At 35.5% G+C, this 17,699-nt stretch carries 13 protein-coding genes; 1 reads left to right on the top strand and 12 read right to left on the bottom strand.

The window, feature by feature from the left end:
* Positions 1 to 29 precede the first annotated feature (29 nt).
* The 8 genes from BN1242_RS04055 to BN1242_RS04020 form a co-directional block, all read right to left on the bottom strand.
* Positions 30 to 2,582, bottom strand: coding sequence for a glycoside hydrolase family 38 N-terminal domain-containing protein (locus BN1242_RS04055; protein WP_062351628.1), 2,553 nt, complete (start codon positions 2,580 to 2,582; stop codon positions 30 to 32).
* On the bottom strand, positions 2,583 to 3,938 hold the full coding sequence (locus tag BN1242_RS04050; protein ID WP_062351625.1) for an FAD-dependent oxidoreductase: 1,356 nt from the start codon (positions 3,936 to 3,938) through the stop codon (positions 2,583 to 2,585). It abuts the gene before it with no gap.
* 31 nt (positions 3,939 to 3,969) lie between these two features.
* On the bottom strand, positions 3,970 to 4,794 hold the full coding sequence (locus BN1242_RS04045) for a carbohydrate ABC transporter permease (RefSeq protein WP_062351620.1): 825 nt from the start codon (positions 4,792 to 4,794) through the stop codon (positions 3,970 to 3,972).
* 15 nt (positions 4,795 to 4,809) lie between these two features.
* Positions 4,810 to 5,751 (bottom strand): carbohydrate ABC transporter permease, encoded by a 942-nt coding sequence (locus tag BN1242_RS04040; protein ID WP_062351618.1) that lies wholly within the window; start codon positions 5,749 to 5,751, stop codon positions 4,810 to 4,812.
* 113 nt (positions 5,752 to 5,864) lie between these two features.
* Positions 5,865 to 7,190 carry an ABC transporter substrate-binding protein gene (locus tag BN1242_RS04035; protein ID WP_062351616.1) on the bottom strand — a complete coding sequence of 442 codons (1,326 nt, stop codon included), beginning with the start codon at positions 7,188 to 7,190 and terminating at the stop codon, positions 5,865 to 5,867.
* A gap of 206 nt (positions 7,191 to 7,396) precedes the next feature.
* The gene (locus BN1242_RS04030) at positions 7,397 to 9,751 is read right to left on the bottom strand and encodes a glycoside hydrolase family 10-like protein (protein WP_062351614.1); all 2,355 of its coding nucleotides are present in this window, start codon (positions 9,749 to 9,751) and stop codon (positions 7,397 to 7,399) included.
* Positions 9,752 to 10,318: 567 nt separating this feature from the next.
* The gene (gene spoIIID / locus BN1242_RS04025) at positions 10,319 to 10,585 is read right to left on the bottom strand and encodes a sporulation transcriptional regulator SpoIIID (RefSeq protein WP_062351612.1); all 267 of its coding nucleotides are present in this window, start codon (positions 10,583 to 10,585) and stop codon (positions 10,319 to 10,321) included.
* Between the two features lie 933 nt (positions 10,586 to 11,518).
* Positions 11,519 to 12,370 carry a stage II sporulation protein SpoIIQ gene (locus tag BN1242_RS04020; RefSeq protein ID WP_071435430.1) on the bottom strand — a complete coding sequence of 284 codons (852 nt, stop codon included), beginning with the start codon at positions 12,368 to 12,370 and terminating at the stop codon, positions 11,519 to 11,521.
* 218 nt (positions 12,371 to 12,588) lie between these two features.
* On the opposite strand from BN1242_RS04020, the gene BN1242_RS04015 reads away from it, so the two are divergent.
* Complete coding sequence (locus BN1242_RS04015) at positions 12,589 to 13,152, top strand: VanZ family protein (protein WP_338022873.1); 564 nt, start codon at positions 12,589 to 12,591, stop codon at positions 13,150 to 13,152.
* A 115-nt stretch (positions 13,153 to 13,267) separates the two neighbouring features.
* Here BN1242_RS04015 and spoIID read toward each other — a convergent pair whose 3' ends face one another.
* The 4 genes from spoIID to BN1242_RS03995 form a co-directional block, all read right to left on the bottom strand.
* Positions 13,268 to 14,290, bottom strand: a complete 1,023-nt coding sequence (gene spoIID, locus BN1242_RS04010) for a stage II sporulation protein D (protein ID WP_275259442.1) — start codon at positions 14,288 to 14,290, stop codon at positions 13,268 to 13,270.
* 534 nt (positions 14,291 to 14,824) lie between these two features.
* Complete coding sequence (murA, locus tag BN1242_RS04005; protein ID WP_062351610.1) at positions 14,825 to 16,141, bottom strand: UDP-N-acetylglucosamine 1-carboxyvinyltransferase; 1,317 nt, start codon at positions 16,139 to 16,141, stop codon at positions 14,825 to 14,827.
* A gap of 33 nt (positions 16,142 to 16,174) precedes the next feature.
* Positions 16,175 to 16,933 carry a YwmB family TATA-box binding protein gene (locus BN1242_RS04000; protein ID WP_062351609.1) on the bottom strand — a complete coding sequence of 253 codons (759 nt, stop codon included), beginning with the start codon at positions 16,931 to 16,933 and terminating at the stop codon, positions 16,175 to 16,177.
* A 171-nt stretch (positions 16,934 to 17,104) separates the two neighbouring features.
* Positions 17,105 to 17,341, bottom strand: a complete 237-nt coding sequence (locus BN1242_RS03995) for a DUF1146 family protein (protein ID WP_062351607.1) — start codon at positions 17,339 to 17,341, stop codon at positions 17,105 to 17,107.
* Between the last annotated feature and the right edge of the window lie 358 nt (positions 17,342 to 17,699).

The raw sequence follows: 17,699 nt of genomic DNA, 5'->3' as shown, positions 1-17,699 counted from the left end.
CTTCATTTTCTAAGGATGGAGACGGATCGTTAATTCGACGATTTTCTAACTACGCGAATGGTTTTGATTTGTTTTGGTCCGAAATGAATGCTTACTTCTTGATCCGCCTTACATTGTGTTATGATATTTCCAGTGAAATCTACTTCTACTATTTTCTCTGGAATAAATCCAAAATTAATTTTTGTATTTTGTTGTTCCTCACTAGGATTAAACATCCTAATTTCAAAAGTATCATTTTCTATTAAACGAAAAGAAGAAAATGTAATTATTGTTGATGTTTGCTTAAACAATTTTCGTTCTGCTTTATCTTGATAAGATTGTTGGTATAATATTGGTTGCCTCATCATTTTGGCATTGTTCAACGACATATTTCTTTTTCCTAATGTTAAACCGTACTCAAATTCATAACTGCCTAGACATTGGGCACCTGGAGTTTCAAAACCAGGGCCAGCACCATTTCCTCTTGTCCGTAAATCCCTTCTTGATAGCCAACCAACACTTCTAATCATAGTTAAAAATACATAATCTTGCCTATTAAAGCTATCGACTTCATACTCTTGCAGACCTCGATGAATTAGTTGGTGTTCGTTTACAAATACGGATGAATAAGTTGGGTATTGATTCATCACTGCCTCTTTGTTTCTTGGAACATCGTACTGTTTTTCCCTTATAACCTTCCTCCGTAAAACATCAAAGGCGGTATCTGCAAAGCTATCGTTAGCCTCATGTACTGCAAATCCTACTCGCAATTTTTGGTCGCGGGCTTTATTATCTATCCCCGTTTTAAAGTAAATAAATCTTTTCCCGTTATGGAGAGTAACGGTTGTTTTTATTCTATTCTCTACGTACTGTTCACTAGGTCCAGTTCGATCTTCGTTTAATGAAGCCGGCTGTTTCAAGACATAGTGTAGTTCCACTGATTCAAAGGTGTTACCTTTTTTTATATTGCTCACACTTACTAATTCTGCTGTGCTAATGAAATCATTTTTAGGCGGAGAATAATTATACGTATCCCCAGCATCTAATGAAGAGATTAATTGGTGTTGATTTCTATATACTATATTTGTTTCAAGATCGGTAATTATTAAGCCTTTTTCATCCCAATTAATTCGATAGAACTCATTTTCAATGGATGGACAGATTGTATTTGTCGTTATATTTGCCTCTGCTTTATCCCTTACTATCCGAATTTTTTTGATTTCTACACCATCAAATTTTAGATTAAATGTCACATTGTACGTAACATATTCTCCATAATGTGGCTCTGCGAATATATTATGGAGAAATTCTTCTCGTTGTACCCTATTTACTATATCAAAGGGAACTTCTTCTTGATTGTATAATAGCTTTATATTTCCTGTATCTAGTTCTATTGGGATACGAATGGCCGCTGACACCGGATAAATATCTGCTATTGGTGTATTATTGATTAAATATAGATAGTTGTTATCTGTTTCTTTATTCAAGAATTCAAATGGATATAATTCATTTAGCGTATCCTTAGAAAATTGACGAATGGCACTTAGAATCTTTTGTGTACGTGTCTCCATTTCATCATGAACTTCATCCACACTACAGCCACATATGCTATCATGAGGTTGGTTTTGTAATATTTGTTTCCATACATACTCAATGAATTTGTCCGCTTTATTCTCTCCATTATTCCAAACATTCAAAGCTTCCATTACACCAAGTGCTTGGTCTTCACATAGTTGATTTTGATTCTTTAAATAGGACCGGGATGAATACACACCAGGAAGGATAAATATTTTGGATGGATCTCTTTGTTCCCCTTTAATTTTCCTAACTGGTTGTTGATTTTTTAATAAATCGAAATAGGTTGATAAGACATGTTGCTTAAATTCGATAGATGGAAATGCCTTTTTTAATTCATGTATCCGTTCAGCTAAATCGGCACTTGGAAAAGTATGGTCTGCTCCATTCATTATTAGCGCTTTTCCGAAAGTAAGATAAGGAGCATTTGCTTCTAAATAATTTTTTGTTTTTTCCACATAATCACTATGTTTAAGGAAAGTTTGATAATATCCTTCAAAAAGCGGCAGAACAATAGTAAAGATAGAAGTACCGTCTGCTCCCTCCCACTCATTTTCCAACCGATCTGAGATTGCCCCCCGGAAAATTAGTGCATTATCTATTTGAAATCCTTTTAATATTTGAGGCATTTGACTGATATGTCCGAAAGTGTCTGGCAAATATCCGGTATTACAAACTGCATTTAATTTCTTTGCCTCTTTCATTCCAATTTCAAGGTTTTTTATTACAGATTCACCAGAAATGAGAAATTCATCTGCTAATAAATACCATGGGCCTACTTCAATTTTCCCCTGCTTTATATAACTCAGTAACTTCTCGTATTCGGTTTCATCCACCACTTCTTTAAAATCATCGAGGACAATCGTTTGCCCATCTAGGAAAAAGTTATCAAGTTTACCTTCGTCCAGTAAGTCCATTACAAAACTAATTCCGTTGCGAAGTTTGTAGCGAAACTCTTCAAAAGTTTCATACCATTCGCGATCCCAGTGAGTATGGTTTAAAATACTAACTTCTTTAATATTATCCATTTATAACTCCTCCATTAGTTGAAGTTGTCTTCTCAATGCAACCCCATCCAATTGGTTTAGTGGTATATTTTCTTTTACGGATAGTGCACATGCTAGTCCAGCAGCCTGTCCGATATCCCGAATGGTAGGTTGAATTCGTAGAGAAGCTTGCATTAAAAAGGTACTGGAAATATGACGACCTGCTACTATTAGATTATCAACCTCAAATGTGATTAAAGAACGATAAGGAATCTCATAGTATTCCCCTGGAGAGAATTGTACTTTTGGTATCTCTTCATTTTTCACACTATGAATATCAATATACCAATCTCCACGAGCTATTCCATCTGTAAATCTTGCACGTTTTATATAGTCCTCTTCTGTTAACACATACTGTCCAACTATTCTCCATGATTCCCTTATTCCAAGTTGCGATGCTTCGCGTAGTAAAAAAGCATGTTGAAATCCAGGAACATAATTTACTAAGAAATTTACAAGCCTCCGAATCATTTCTCTACCTTTTACTACCGCTTTCGATCTTGCAATAGGATTTGTTGTTTGGAGTATATTTGGAATGTGTGGACAATTAAATGACATCACATTTGGTTTTCCTGGTTGGGTGAACCCTTGAAAATATCGCAAATCTTCTTGTTGTAAATCTCCATTGTTAAATGCTTTTTGGAAGAGTGGCTCTAGAGTGTGGCCCTTTCCTTGTACCATGGCGATCTCAAAGAAATCAGAATCTTTTATTTTACAATATGTGTCATTTTTTGAAAGTAAATATTTTCTCAAGGTAGCAATATCAATTCCACCCATTTCAAAACGAAAGGTAACTTGCTGATTATGACCTTCATTGTTCCCGCTATTCGTTTTCACTCCAGCAGTTCTTGATAATAGAGCATCTGCTGTAGCATCAATAAAGGTTCTTCCGTGTATAGCTCCTAGACCTTCACAAGTGTTAACTATAATATGTGTAATTTTATTATTTTCCTTTAAACAGTCAATATAATTGGCATCGTAAAGGATTTCTCCGCCTCTTTCCACAATCAATTGTTCCATTACATAACTTAAAGCTTCAACGTTGAACCAATTACACGAGGTCGTTCCGTCATCGGTTTTTATCCGTTCTTGTTGTAATCGTTCTGTGATTAACCGATTAATATATTGTCTTGGTACATTTGTCGGCATCATCGGTGAAACAAGGGAATTTGTTTGTGTTCCCCCAAGAGAAATTGTCTTTTCTACTATGACTGTTTTTATATTATTTTCAAGGGCAGATAAGGCAGCTGCAACGCCTCCTGTTCCACCCCCTACAACAACACAGTCCATTTCATAAATTACTGGTATGTCTTTGCCAAAAAATGAAACTTTCTTCATTTCTAACACCCCTTCTGTAAAACATCCTGTATTAGCCCTTAACAGCACCATCTGTAGCACCTGATATAAAGTATTTTTGGAGCCAAATGAATATTAATAAAGTCGGAATAGTTGTTAATATCGAGGCAGCACTAATTAATTTTAAGTTCGATCCATCAAAATTTTGGGATAGCTGAGCAAGCCCGATTGATAGGGTGTATAATGTGCTATCAGTTGTATTGATTAACGGCCACAAATAATCTCCCCAAGTGTTCATAAAGGTAAAGATAGCAAGTGTTACTAATGTCGGTTTGACAAGTGGTAAAACAACCATATACCATACTTTAAATTTGTTTGCTCCATCTAGATAAGCAGATTCTTCGAGTTCTTTTGGTATTCGTAAATATGCTTGACGCATTAAGTAAATCCCAAAAGCGGTAGACACTTGAATTACTATTAGTCCAACATGAGTATTTTGCAATCCTAATTTGCCTGAAAGTTGATATAATGGAGCCATATAAAGTTGAAAAGGAACCATCATAGTTGAAATAATAAGGGCGAGTACGATACTTCTACCTCTAAAGTCCATTCTTGCTAGCGGATATGCTGCAAGACTGCAGAAAAGTAAGTTTAGAGGTATAGCTAGACCGGTTACGATTGCTGTGTTGATGAAGTACTTTCCAAAGTTAGCTTTATCAAACGCTGAGATAAAGTTTGTTAACGTCGGATTTTCAGGTAACAAATTCCCATAAATCCCTTCATTTGCCGACTTGAGTGCCATAAAGAGCGTTATTAAAAATGGCCCAACTGTAATTAGTGTGACAAAGACCATGAGCACATAGAGCCATAATTTCTTATTAAATTTTCTAACATTCATTTTATTCTACCTCCATTACGCTCTTAAATCTTCTTCCTTTTTGCTAGTTAGCTTCATTTGTAATAAAGAAGCTCCAATTGCTAACAGTAGTAAGACTAGACCAGCCGCAGAAGCAATACTTACGTCAAGTTGATTAAATTTAGAATAAATGTACATAACTAGTGTAGTTGTTGCTCCTGATGGACCTCCACCTGTAGTTAATGCAATCTCTTCAAATACTTTCATACCTGCAATAATAGTCATTACCGATACGAGAGTAATAGAAGGAATTAACATCGGAACCGTTATTTTTGTGAATTTTTGAAAGAAGGAAGCACCATCTATACTCGCAGATTCATATACATCTCCTGGTAGGGACTGTAACCCTGCCAAATAGATAATCATATAGTATCCTAGCCCTTTCCAAACTGTAATCGCAGAGACAGCAACTAAGGCTGTTGAGGATTGTACTAATAGGTTTGTTGGTGAATCAAAGATTCCTATTTTCATGAGGATTTCAGAAATAACTCCACTTTGAGAATAGAGCATTTTCCACATAAGGGCTGCAACAACCATAGGTGTGATAACAGGTAAATAATATAAAACCCTGAATAAACCGACACCTTTTATTTTTTGATTAACGAGTACTGCTAACAACAAAGGTAAAAATACATTTAGCGGTAGAACAATTACTAAGAATAGCAGCGTATTTACTAAAGCATTCCAAAAGTGCTTATCTGTAAATATTTCTTTAAAATTCGCTAGACCGACAAATTCTCCAGTTCCAGCTATAATTTTATAATCTAGAAAACTCCACCTAAACGCCTCTAAAATAGGATAAATTAAGAAGGTCCCTAAAATTATTATTGATGGTAGTAAAAAAAGCCATGGAGTAATAAATTTTTTATTAAACTTTATTCGTTTTTTCTGTTTTACTTTTATTTCTATGTTCTTTTCAACTCTGGGCTCCCGGACCATTGCGTACTCCTCCTTCTTAAAAAACGGAGACTAGCCTTTATGCTAAAAAGCTAGCCTCTTTTTTACTAGTATCTGAATCAGTTAACAGATACTAAATTGAAACATCTTCATGCTTAAAACGTAACTTTCTCTCCCGATTTTTCAAATGCTTTATTCCACTCTGCTGCCAATTCTTCTAATGCTTCTTTTGGAGTTACTTTACCTTGTAAATTCTTAATGAAAATATCTTTTGTAGCAAGACGTAAATCAGCACTATTTTCTGTTGGTGGAATTAATACTTTTGCACGTTCCAATGATTTGGACGCTTCCATCATTCCAAGTGCTTTAGGTGAGTCACCAGGATTAGCAAAGTAATCATCTTTTAGAGACTCATTTGTAGAAGGTAATACAGTTCCTGCTACTTTCGCAAATTCAAGTTGATTTTCTGCATTTGTAACGAATTTGATAAGCTCTACAGCTGCTTCTTTGTTTTTCGTTTTTGCAGGTATTGCAAAGTTCATAACTGCTACATTTACAGGTGCATTAGGATCATTTAATGGTTGACCTGCTTTGGACGCTTTATAAACGTCAGGAGCTCCAGACTCAACTGGACCTAGGAATGTTACTCCACCTTCAAGGATTGAAATGCCACCTGCCATGTATAATTCTTGACCAGTTTTAATAGAACCTTCTGCAGCTTCTTGAGGAATTATTCCTTCACTGTACATTTTTTGTGTTAGCTCAAAGTACTCTAAAATCGCACTATTATCAACAAAGTTAGCTTTCCCTTCTTTGACAATCGGCTCTCCGTTTGCTAAGGAAACCATTTTTTCCATGATTACGTTACCGTCATTAATAACTGGATAATAGGATGGTTTTCCTGTTGCGTCTGTTACTTTTTTAGCAGTTTCATAAAGTCCTTGGGTTGTAGTTGGAAGTTCTGTAACACCTGCTGCAGAGAAATGATCGTTATTAAACCAACCAACTGTTGTTGTTAAATACCATGGTAACGCATACAGTTTTCCATCATATTCACCTGATTTCAGTGGTCCTTCTACATAGGATGCTTTTACTTCATCACTAATAACACTAGATAGGTCAAGTAAACCACCTTGTGCTGCTATGTTAGACATATAGTGAGGATTAAGGTTTACTACATCTGGAACATCACTACCTGTTAAGGATGTTAAAACTTTTTGTTCCATTTCATTTTGAGGTATATCTTGAATTACAACATCTACACCAGGATGTAGATCTTCAAACTCTTTTTCTAAATCTTTAAAATAGGAATCAAACGGTTCGCCTGCTAGTGATGCTGTCCAAAGGGTTACTTTGCCAGAAAGTTCTCCCGATTTTTTTTCACCATCATCTTTTGCCTTATCGTTTCCGCAAGCTACTAGACTGAAAGATAGCGCTGTAATAATTGAACCAGCAATTACTTTTTTCATATACTTTTTCATGTTGTTTCCTCCTAAAAAATTATTGTAAAGCGCTTTCCTAATTTCATTATAATGCCTGTCAAACAACTAATCAATAGTTTTTGTAAATTATTTTTATATAACTTTATCTCTTTGAAAATAATTTTCATTTTTAGGCGCAATTCGTCTATATTTATATAAATTTACCCTCTGCTATTTGTTAACTTACAAATCTAATAGTTTATTTTCTATTGTCTATTTAAACTATATTGAACCCAAGTTTTACATTCTGTTAGTTGGACCTTTAAACGCTCCGCTACTTTTTCATTCAACTTTTCTGCGAGTTTATATTTTTCTACTTTCATAATTACGTCCTCTACCATTTCTATACTGTTCCTTGGATTTTTTCTCACTTCTTTTTGCAAGTCTTTTATTGCTTTTCTTAAAATTTTCCCTTCATTCTTTTCGACTGCGCCTTGTTTAAGATATATTTTATTGAATTGCTTTTCTATTTCTTTCAAGACCGTTTGCGTTGCTAAAATTGGTTCTTCGCCTGGGTTGACAGCCGTCTCCCTCCATGGTCCTTTTCCAAGTGCGTCAACAGAAGGTGCACTTGCTTGACCGAACGCAAACATATTTACTCCAGAAGTACCATATCTTGCTGAAATGACATCACTTACAGCAGCCATTTCATTTAGGTGATGGTAAAATGAATATATACCTGTATAGTACATTGTCCCTTCTGGCATTAGCTTTTTACTATCTTGAACAGTTTTTTGGATACTATTAAAGTCATGGCCATATGCTTGTGGTATTACTCCATCAAGGTCATCTTTCCAATCGTTTATTAACACCGCTTCCGGTCCTGGCTCTGGTGTTGCAGTAAGCATAAACTTTTTGTTCATTTTTTTGGATTGTTCATGTAATTTATCCACAAATAAATTTTCCTGCTGTCTTATCCACAGCTGCCATTCTTCCCATTCCGTTGGGCTTTCTTCTGGATTGATTTCGTATGGATCAATTCCTGTTTCTTTTTTATATTCATTTCTAATCGTTTCGCTAAATCCATAACTTTGATGAAAGTTATGATGTGGATAGCGCATATAATCAATATTTAAACCTTTTATATGGTAGTTCCGTTGCATTTCTTCATATATTTTCAACATAAAGTTTTGTACTTCTGGTTGTGCTATATCTAACCAATAATATTGACTAGCGGTATCTGGCTGTGGAGTTCCAGTTGTATTTAACCTTTGAATAGCTGCCCACTCGGGGTATTTTTGGAACTGAGATGGTAATCCGAGTGAACTATGTCCAATCATAAAGCCATCTGTCCAAGCATGAACGGTAATGCCCCTTTTTTCTCCTTCTTTAATGTAGGCTTTTAGGATGTCTTTTCCATATTTCCCATAGTGTGCATTAACAAATCTTGGATGTTGTTCTGGAAGCCCATAATCTTTCATTACTTCGCTAGGATAAATCGTATATCCCCAAAAAGTTGTTTCTAAATAAATAGCATTAAATCCCGCCTTTTCCATACGGTCTAGCACTTGAATAATGCCGTCTAAAGAAACTTCTTCCGGACGATACCATATGCCTCTTTGTTCTGCTTTGTTAGATGGAAGTGAATAATAATAAGCGTCATATGCATATTGTGTAGCCTGACGAGTTAAATCTAAAGATTTTAAGGAATCGACGTCACTTGCATTTCTAGCATCTTCTAGAGTCTTTTCAGCCAATCTTAATGATTCATTTGCTTTATTAAAAGCAACGTCGAGGAATTCGTCGCTAGCCTTTTCAATGGATAATTTTGCTTGGTTAATCGCTTGTTGACTTTGATATTGATAACTATCCACATCCTGAATTATTTTTACGATTCCTTCGTTTTCAACAATTACTTTTGCGCCAATAATAGAGTTAGAAGAAATCCAGTTCGATGCTACTCCATGTCCACTTACAACAAACCCATTTTCTGGAATTGTTGAGTTCCCTCCACCTAATTTAGTAACAAAACCGTTTTCTACTGTAATTTCATACCCATATGGATTTGTTTTTGTTGTTTCCCCAAAAGCTGGAGTATAAACGATTAATTGATCTGGTCCTCGAAACCCATCGAAAACGGCTCCTTCTGGGTTCGACTCCCTTGTCGGATTAATTGCATTAGCTTTCTTTTGTACTTCTTTTACGAGCGGTTCAAGAAGTGTAACAACTTCCCCTATTTTAAGCTGATTGATGAATTCCATAATATCTGTTGTCGATTGTACACCTGTTGACAGAACCAGACCATTTTCAGGAATCGGGCTATCGCCATTCGTTTTTCTGGTTACTTTAAATTTATTTATCCCTGTTTTTTCAAGTACTACTTCACTACTTCCATTTGCAGTCTCCGTATAATAACTAAATTGATCATTAAACATGATTAATTTGTTATTATTTTGTAGTTGATTAATACCATCCACTTTGATTGTATCCCCAGACTGATCTACTAATGTTAATTGGTCAATGGACGGCTTTTGCGCGAATGCATGGTTATTATTACTACTAATTGGTACTAAGCTTGACACTAATGCAATAATCACCAATACTACCCAACTTTTTCTCATTATTCTCCTCCCTTAAAAATTTTACACTACCAATCTATTGTGGTAGCGCTTACTGTTATTCTAATCTTTTACCTAGTTAGAATCAAGCGATATTAAAAATAAATTTCATAAAATAAATATATATAAAAATTATTTTCTTTTTAGACAGTGTTGCTTTCCTTCGTTATGCATCAAGTTTTATTGTTATAGGGTATGGTCTGTTTCTAGATTTCTTGTTTTTTTCTTACAAGTGTTATTGAAATTTGATTTGTAGGTTAAATGTAAGGTAATTTTAGGGTAAGTGCTCGATTTATTTCTCTTGTATTTTTTAAAGTTTAAGTAACGATGTGAATAGGTTTTCTCTGTCATTCCATTTTTTATATAGTTCTACTGGAAAAAAGTATTTTTGATTTTGGATTAAACAAAGCTTTTCATACGTTTTCCTTCATTTCTATCGATGATGGGATAATCTTTGTAAATAAATAAAACCCAAGGCAAACAGTAATTAACTGTTCACCTTGGGTATGGCCATTTTAAATAAAAGTATCGCATACTTAAGATTTGAAATTGATTTGAATGAATTTTGTTCTATTTCAGCACCTTCTCCTCTTCCCGCTTATACTTTTGTTTTGTTGCTTCACCTCCTCGGATATGCCGGATTGATTTGTGATAGTCTAGGATTTCTTTTACTTCTGTTGCAAGTTCTGGGTTGATTTCCGGCAGTCGTTCCGTTAAATCTTTGTGGACAGTACTTTTGGATACGCCAAACTCTTTCGCTATGACGCGAACCGTTTTTCTCGTCTCCACGATATACTTTCCAATCTTGATCGTTCTTTCTTTGATGTAATCGTGCACACCACTCGCCTCCTGTATTTTGGATGTGAGAAGTGTGAAATGAGACTCGCTTTCACTTGTCGAAATACTATTTCCTTCCCGCATAAAGAACGGTTCTGTTTATTTCTGTACTTCCTTTTGTCCCTTTTAGTCGGATTATGTATAGGTTTTTTTGAAAAAACTTTATGCGGCAGAAAGCGTGTACTTTCTGAAGCTCTGTTATTTGCTTATGTTTTTTAAGTACATCTAAGCTGAAATTATACGATTCCTCACCTCAAACACTCTCTTTTGTTTATTCTCTTGCTGTTTAGAAAAATTTTTTAGCGACTTTTTGAATGGGAAGTACTTACGCTGTCTTTCATTGTTTGACTTTTTCATTTGGTGGGACAGGTAGGAACGCTTTTCCCTTTTTTTGATAAAATTTTTTTAACTCTAAGTTACATTTATTCCACCGTTTAAAGTCGCTCAAAATTGAGTTTGTAACATTGTATTAGCTTAAAGAAGGGAATATGCACGAAAAGAATAATAAGGACAAGCCTATATTTGGAAAAATTGTTGTAAGATAGGGACACTAAAGTGGCTGACAATGTTTGACTAGTTTCGCTTTATTTCTTTTAGGAGCAACAAAATTCTCCATATTTCCTGAGAAATAAGTCGAATTTGGTAGTTTCTTTTCTGAAATTAATCTTAATTGTCGAAGGGTGTTTTTTAAGGAACGGAATGGACTATATATAATGACTGGTGTTCTATCATTTTATTTTTGAAGTTAGTAAAAATGCTAGAAAAATTTAGAGTTTTTTCTTTCTTCCTGGTTTAAACTTGAAAATTTTGTCCCACGAGGATGACTGCTATTTCACTGATTGATGCCCACATTTAAGATTTTTACAAAAAAATAGGAGCCACCAAATAGGCAGCCCCATGCAAATCTATTTCTAAAGGGGGAAATTTTAATTTTTAAGACTCGTTGTTTGCATTGTCATTGGCATCGGAGTCTTCTTTATCTTCTTGTTCCTTGTTTGAATCTTCTTCACTGTTTTCGTTAGATTCATCTGCTTTTTCTTCCGATTCGTCTGCTTTTTCGTCTTCTTTGTTTGCATCACTAGAATCTTCAGCCATGACGGAAGCTAGTGATTTTTCAAAGTACTCCAGTGGGTTTAACGGTTTGTTATTTTTACGAATTTCAAAATGGACATGTACTCCTGCTTCTTCGTTGAACATGCTTTTACTAGCAGTAGCAAGTTTTTGACCTTGTTTTACTTTGTCGCCAACTTTTACTTGAATATCTTTTACTGCTTGGTAATGTGTAACGACACCGTCAGCGTGCTCAATTACAATTTTATTTCCTAAGAAGCTATCATCTTCCACCGCTTTAACAGTACCGCTCATACTAGCAACTACGTCGAATTCTTCACCATTTTTCGCAGCAATAGCAATCCCTGTATTAGGTTGGAAGCTGTTGTCGTTATAGGAGATTAGTGCCGCTTCTTGTTCCTCTTCTGATGCATTTGCATCATAGAATGGTGTTTTAATTTCGACTTGATCTGGATTTGCCACCGGCCATTTGAAGTTTTCTACTGGTTTGCCAACTTCTACGGAGTCATTTTCTGCAATTTGTCTATTTGGATTTTCTCCGTAACCGAAGTTGTCTGGATTTGCACCTTCATTACCTCTGCCTTGGAACCAAAGTACAGATGCGATTAAAATTGCTGCCGCCCCAATATAGATGGCAGGATATACCCACTGTTTTTTGAAAAAGCGTTGAATGCCAATTTTGCGAGAAGATTGTTTCTTTTCTTCCTCTCTCATTTTCATCACCTCAAGCATATTTTGAACAGAAAACGAGAATTATATACTCTTTAAAACACTTTTTTGTTTATTTTTTGTAATTTTTTTCGTTTTATGCATTTTTTAATGAAATTTTATTAAAAATTTGTCGAGTTTTTGTGTATTTTGCTGTAAATTGTTGATGGGACGCTTGTTTTACAGTACCGTTGTGTGAGTCCGATTGTAATTAAAACTTTGTGATGGACAGGAAAATTATGTTATTTGCAAAGATGAGGTTTAATAAGAGGATAATTCTGTTGAACGTAGGTTTTTTCATGATAAAATTTTCTTTAGTTCCATTTTCAGTTATTTTTTATGGGAATAGGAGGTTTTTGAATTTGATTACTTTGCGGTGGATCGTGCGCGTATTACCATTTACTTATATGGGATTTATTTGGTTTTTGTCTAGCAGACCGGCTGATGCGATTGTGAATTTTCATGTTCACGATTCATTTATAAAGGAGTCGCTCCATTTAGTAGAGTTTGGAATTCTTTATTTATTATTTGTGTTATTTTTATTAGTAGATGGGAAGTTAACGAGGCGAGCCAATTTAATAGTTGCAATCCTTTCTTGTTTATGGGGTTTAATAGATGAGATACATCAGGCATTTGTACCTTACCGGTCGGCTACCGTTATTGATTTTGTTAAAGACGCGATAGGTGTGGCGGTTGGTTATTGGATTGTTTGGCGCTCTTATTTTTTGAAAAAAGGGAAGCTATCGGGATTGTTTACTAAAGTAGAAAGATGGTTCCGACCCGAGTAGGGTGTTGTGGAAAGTAAGAGATTGTTGTACTTTCTAACTTGGAGCTAGATTTTGCGGTGAGTTCGTAAAAAAAGGTTTTGCAGCCACATTTGTTTTGTGACGCAAAACCTTTTTGTTATTTTTTCGCAATTTGTTTTTCGAGAAAATGGTTGGCTTCGGAAATTTCTACATTTTTGTAATAGTATTTGATAATTTCATCGTATGATTTTCCCTCTGTTGCCATTCCGTTTGCCCCATATTGGCTCATTCCGACACCGTGTCCGTATCCTTTTGTCGTGATAATGATTTGTTCTCCTTTTCGCTCCCATGTGAAGTCTGCTGATTTTAGTTCTAGTTTCTCCCTAATTTCCCGACCAGTGAAAGTTTTGTTATTTATTTTTACTTCGGCAACACGATTTCCAGGTGTTCTAGCGGTAATTTGACCAATGTTATTAGATTGACCGAGTTTTACACCTAATGCTTTTTCAAATTCTTTCACTGGGATTATTTTTTTGTCTAAATACTTCGGGGAGTGTAGATCCCAAGGACTTTCAACGGTTTTTAAGTATGGAAATGCGTTTGTCCAATATGCTTCAGAGTTTTCGGTAAATCCATTGCTTGTTGAAAAATAAGATGGTGTGATCGGTTCGTTTTGATAAATGATTATTTGACCGCGCGTTTCATATACTGCTTGGCGAATTTTGTTCATGTTTTTTTTGTAATTAGCTTCGGATTCCCATTGTTCCTTTAGTTGTTCTTCATCTTTATATACTTGGTATTGTTGCGTATCTCCAACGATCGCTCCTTTTGGCAATTTTGTTTTTTCATTTGCGAGTAGTTGACGTACAATATACGTTCTTGCTGCTAAGCTTTGTGCTTTTAATGCCTCTTCTTCAAAGACTGCGGGCATTTCGGAAGCTACTACACCAGCAACGTATTGTTCGAGTGGTAATGTTTCTACTTCGCCCTTTTCAGTCCGATAAACGGTAACTTCAAGGGGGGAAGCTTCTGCGAGTAGTACTTCAAGGTCTTTTTCCCTTTTGGTTGTCTCTACTAATTTTCCACTCGCCTTCTCTAGTGAAAACGGGAGAACTAATATAGTTGGAATTAATAACACGGCGATAGATAGTAAAATGACAACGACTGCAATTGGCTTGATGTTTTTCAAGATAACGCCTCCCATAGTGTAATAAGCTCTTTATTCAGTTTTTTTAAAGCATGCAATGTTTCTGGTATTTGTTGCAGAGGAGTAGCAACTCTTTTTACCTTTATCTTTTAAGATAAAATATGTTTTATATTAAATACATATGGAAATAGACAGGCTTTTATACCTAAAAAACTAAGAAAATATTTTATAAATAATAGAGTTTGTCCTTTTATTGAATGGTTTGGGGGTGGGAGTTTTTAATTGGTGGATTTGGGGTGGTTTTGGGTGTGGTTTGGGATTGGGATTGGGATTTGGGATTTGTGGGTATGACGCTGTGTGACTTGTTTTAATTGGGTGGGTGGATGAATTTGAGGGTTCTGATTTTTGATTGATTGAGGTTGTGTGCTGGAAACAACAACAAATTTTTTGTAAAATATTTAATATTTTTGTCTTATCTTCATATGTATAATAAAAAGCTAAAGAAAATATAAGCCTTGAGCTGACTATATTATCCTTAGCTTTTTATACTAATGGGGACAGTCCCCCTTATTTCATGTTAGCGGCGAGTGGTGTGATGATGTGGTCGGTTAGGTCGTTTTCTTCTTCGACGGTGATGCGTTCGATGTTTGCTCCGAGAGCAGCGAGTTTGCCGTGGAAGTTAACGTAGCCGCGATCGATATGTTTGAGTTCGGTGACTTGCGTAATGCCTTCTGATGCAAGACCAGCGATTACGAGGGCAGCACCTGCGCGTAAATCAGTAGCACCAACTTCGGCACCTTGCAATTTCGATGGACCGTTAATGATTACAGAGCGACCTTCGATTTTAATATCTGCATTCATGCGACGGAATTCTTCGACGTGCATGAAACGATTTTCAAACACAGTTTCAGTAATGATACTTGTTCCGTGTGCACGAAGAAGTAATGCCATCATTTGCGCTTGCATATCTGTTGGGAAGCCTGGATGTGGCATTGTTTTTATGTCAACTGCTTTAATGCGTTCAGGGCCGATAACACGAATTCCTTCACTTTCTTCGATAAAAATAACACCCATTTCTTCCAACTTTGCAATTAGGGAAGAAATATGTTCTGGAACGATTCCTTTAATTAATACATTGCCCTTTGTAATGGCAGCTGCAGTAATAAATGTTCCTGCTTCAATTCGGTCAGGGATAATCGTATGTTCAGCGCCATGGAGTTTTTCCACACCTTCGATACGAATAGTTTCTGTTCCCGCTCCTTTAACAATCGCTCCCATTTTTGTTAAGTAGTTTGCTAAATCAACAATTTCTGGTTCTTTTGCACAGTTTTCAATAATTGTCGTACCTTCTGCAAGTGTTGCAGCCATCATGATGTTTTCAGTTGCACCTACACTTGGAATATCGAGATAAATTTTCGCACCTTGGAGGCGACCTTCTACTTCTGCTTCAATAAAGCCATTTCCGACTTTAACAACCGCTCCCATTGCTTCAAAACCTTTTAAGTGCTGATCAATTGGTCTAGTGCCAATTGCACAACCACCTGGCAATGCTACACGTGCTTTTCCGAGACGAGCCAGTAATGAACCCATCACTAATACAGAGGCACGCATTTTTCTTACATATTCAAATGGTGCTTCTTTCTTTAACTCTTTTGATGCATTAATTTCCACCGTATTGTTTTCAAAAGTAACATCAGCATTTAAATATCTTAACACTTCATTTATTGTATAAACATCAGAAAGAGCCGGTACTTCATGAATGATGCTTCTTCCATCACTTGCAAGTAGCGATGCGGCGATTACAGGTAAAACGGCATTTTTGGCTCCCTCAATTTTTACAGTGCCGTTCAATTTTCTTCCGCCGCGGACGATGATTTTTTCCAAGAGTATTCCCCTCCGCGTCCAGTATCTTTTATATTAATATTCAACAGTTATAATAGGTGTGCCAATGACAAAACTTGTCTTCTCACCCATTTGGCCTTCACGTAATGAAAATTGCATATTAAAGGAACCATTTTCAGATGGTAATTCATATGCAAAAAGATTTGAATTCATTGTTATGGAAACAAACTTTTCTTCGGTCAATTTTTCAATTATTTTTCCATTAAAAGTTTCGATCATTTCATCCATTTTATTTGATTCAACGAGACTAATCATATCACTGAATTCTCCACTTATACAAGAGAAAATTATTGGATGTTTTTGGGATATAGATGCCACCATTTTTTGTTGATGGTCGTTTAAAAAGTTTGCAATGTGGGAATCCCATTTTTCACCTTTTATTTCGTATAAAACAAAGCCTTGAATACCATTTTCATAGAGGTTAGCAGTTAGTTTGAGGTTTTCTTCATACTGATGTTTTGAATTGTAGTATGTGCCGATTAACTGCCATTGGTTGTTAATATGTTGTTTCTCCCATTGAAATTGTGGAAATTTTTCTTTCCACTCTTTTTCTTTATTCACTAATTCGTTCGTCGTCATATTTTTTTCTAATTCTTCTCTAGAAAAAATTGACCACTGTGTCAATTGCCCATTCATTTTTTCAACTGCTGCCATCATTTTATTCAAATCTGTTTGATTTGTGACTTGGACAGTTTTTCCATGAATTGTAAGAATAAAAATAAATATTGCAGCACACACTGTTATTTGGATAAAAATTTTATTCCTTTTCCCCATTTTACATCTCTCCCTTTACTAACCATTGTTGGTTAAATAAAAGGATTCAATACATGGTAAAACTCGTCATAGTCTGACAAAAAATGAGGATGCAACAAGTTTAATTGTATTGACCTATTTTGGGGACAGTCCCCCACTCTGCTAAAGTGTGAAAGTGCACATGGATGCGGTTTATTGAAAAATGTAAATTAGTTGGTCGGCCCACCTTAAGTAGTCAAGGAAAAAGTTGCTTACTAGGGTACCGAGCGCTACCGCCATAAATATGTAAAGTAGTCTAGCTTGGGCGACATGGTTTTTTCGTAAAAATTTTTCAAAATCTAATGATTGCAATGCCCACCATGCCAAGCCGATAAAAATTAAATGGGAAATAATACTAAAAAGGCTGCTAATACCGAAATCGTTCAGCATTATCCTTCACCTTCCCCTTCAATAATAAGTTTGTTTTATTGTTTTACCTATTAATTTGTGTGAAACCGATATCGAAATTTGTTTAGTCACCTAAAAAGCTATTCAGTCTGAAGCCAGCGATACAGTGATAAAGTGACTCATTTCTAGCTAGACATTTACACCATCACTTCCATTTCCGCACAGATATTCCTTTTCTTTTGGGCTGTCGAAGGTGATGGAGTCCCTTTCATTGTTACATGAATAGACAGGGACTTTAACCATTTTATTGTAACATAAAATATATGTGGTTTTATTAACTATTATGTTTCCATTCTTTACAAAGTTATAAAAAAACAAGAAAATACTTGTAATGAATCAG

Source organism: Bacillus kwashiorkori (genome assembly GCF_001375515.1).
Lineage (GTDB): Bacteria > Bacillota > Bacilli > Bacillales > Caldibacillaceae > Bacillus_BK > Bacillus_BK kwashiorkori.
The sequence above is the reverse complement of the archived record's forward strand: the minus strand, read 5'-3'. Positions and strand labels throughout refer to the sequence as shown.

Bases quoted from the DNA above. Each gene is read 5' to 3' on its own strand.
- BN1242_RS04055 (WP_062351628.1), bottom strand. From the start codon at position 2,582: ATGGATAATATTAAAGAAGTTAGTATTTTAAACCATACTCACTGGGAT.
- BN1242_RS04050 (WP_062351625.1), bottom strand. From the start codon at position 3,938: ATGAAGAAAGTTTCATTTTTTGGCAAAGACATACCAGTAATTTATGAA.
- BN1242_RS04045 (WP_062351620.1), bottom strand. From the start codon at position 4,794: ATGAATGTTAGAAAATTTAATAAGAAATTATGGCTCTATGTGCTCATG.
- BN1242_RS04040 (WP_062351618.1), bottom strand. From the start codon at position 5,751: ATGGTCCGGGAGCCCAGAGTTGAAAAGAACATAGAAATAAAAGTAAAA.
- BN1242_RS04035 (WP_062351616.1), bottom strand. From the start codon at position 7,190: ATGAAAAAGTATATGAAAAAAGTAATTGCTGGTTCAATTATTACAGCG.
- BN1242_RS04030 (WP_062351614.1), bottom strand. From the start codon at position 9,751: ATGAGAAAAAGTTGGGTAGTATTGGTGATTATTGCATTAGTGTCAAGC.
- BN1242_RS04020 (WP_071435430.1), bottom strand. From the start codon at position 12,370: ATGAGAGAGGAAGAAAAGAAACAATCTTCTCGCAAAATTGGCATTCAA.
- BN1242_RS04015 (WP_338022873.1), top strand. From the start codon at position 12,589: ATGGACAGGAAAATTATGTTATTTGCAAAGATGAGGTTTAATAAGAGG.
- BN1242_RS04000 (WP_062351609.1), bottom strand. From the start codon at position 16,933: ATGGGGAAAAGGAATAAAATTTTTATCCAAATAACAGTGTGTGCTGCA.
- BN1242_RS03995 (WP_062351607.1), bottom strand. From the start codon at position 17,341: ATGCTGAACGATTTCGGTATTAGCAGCCTTTTTAGTATTATTTCCCAT.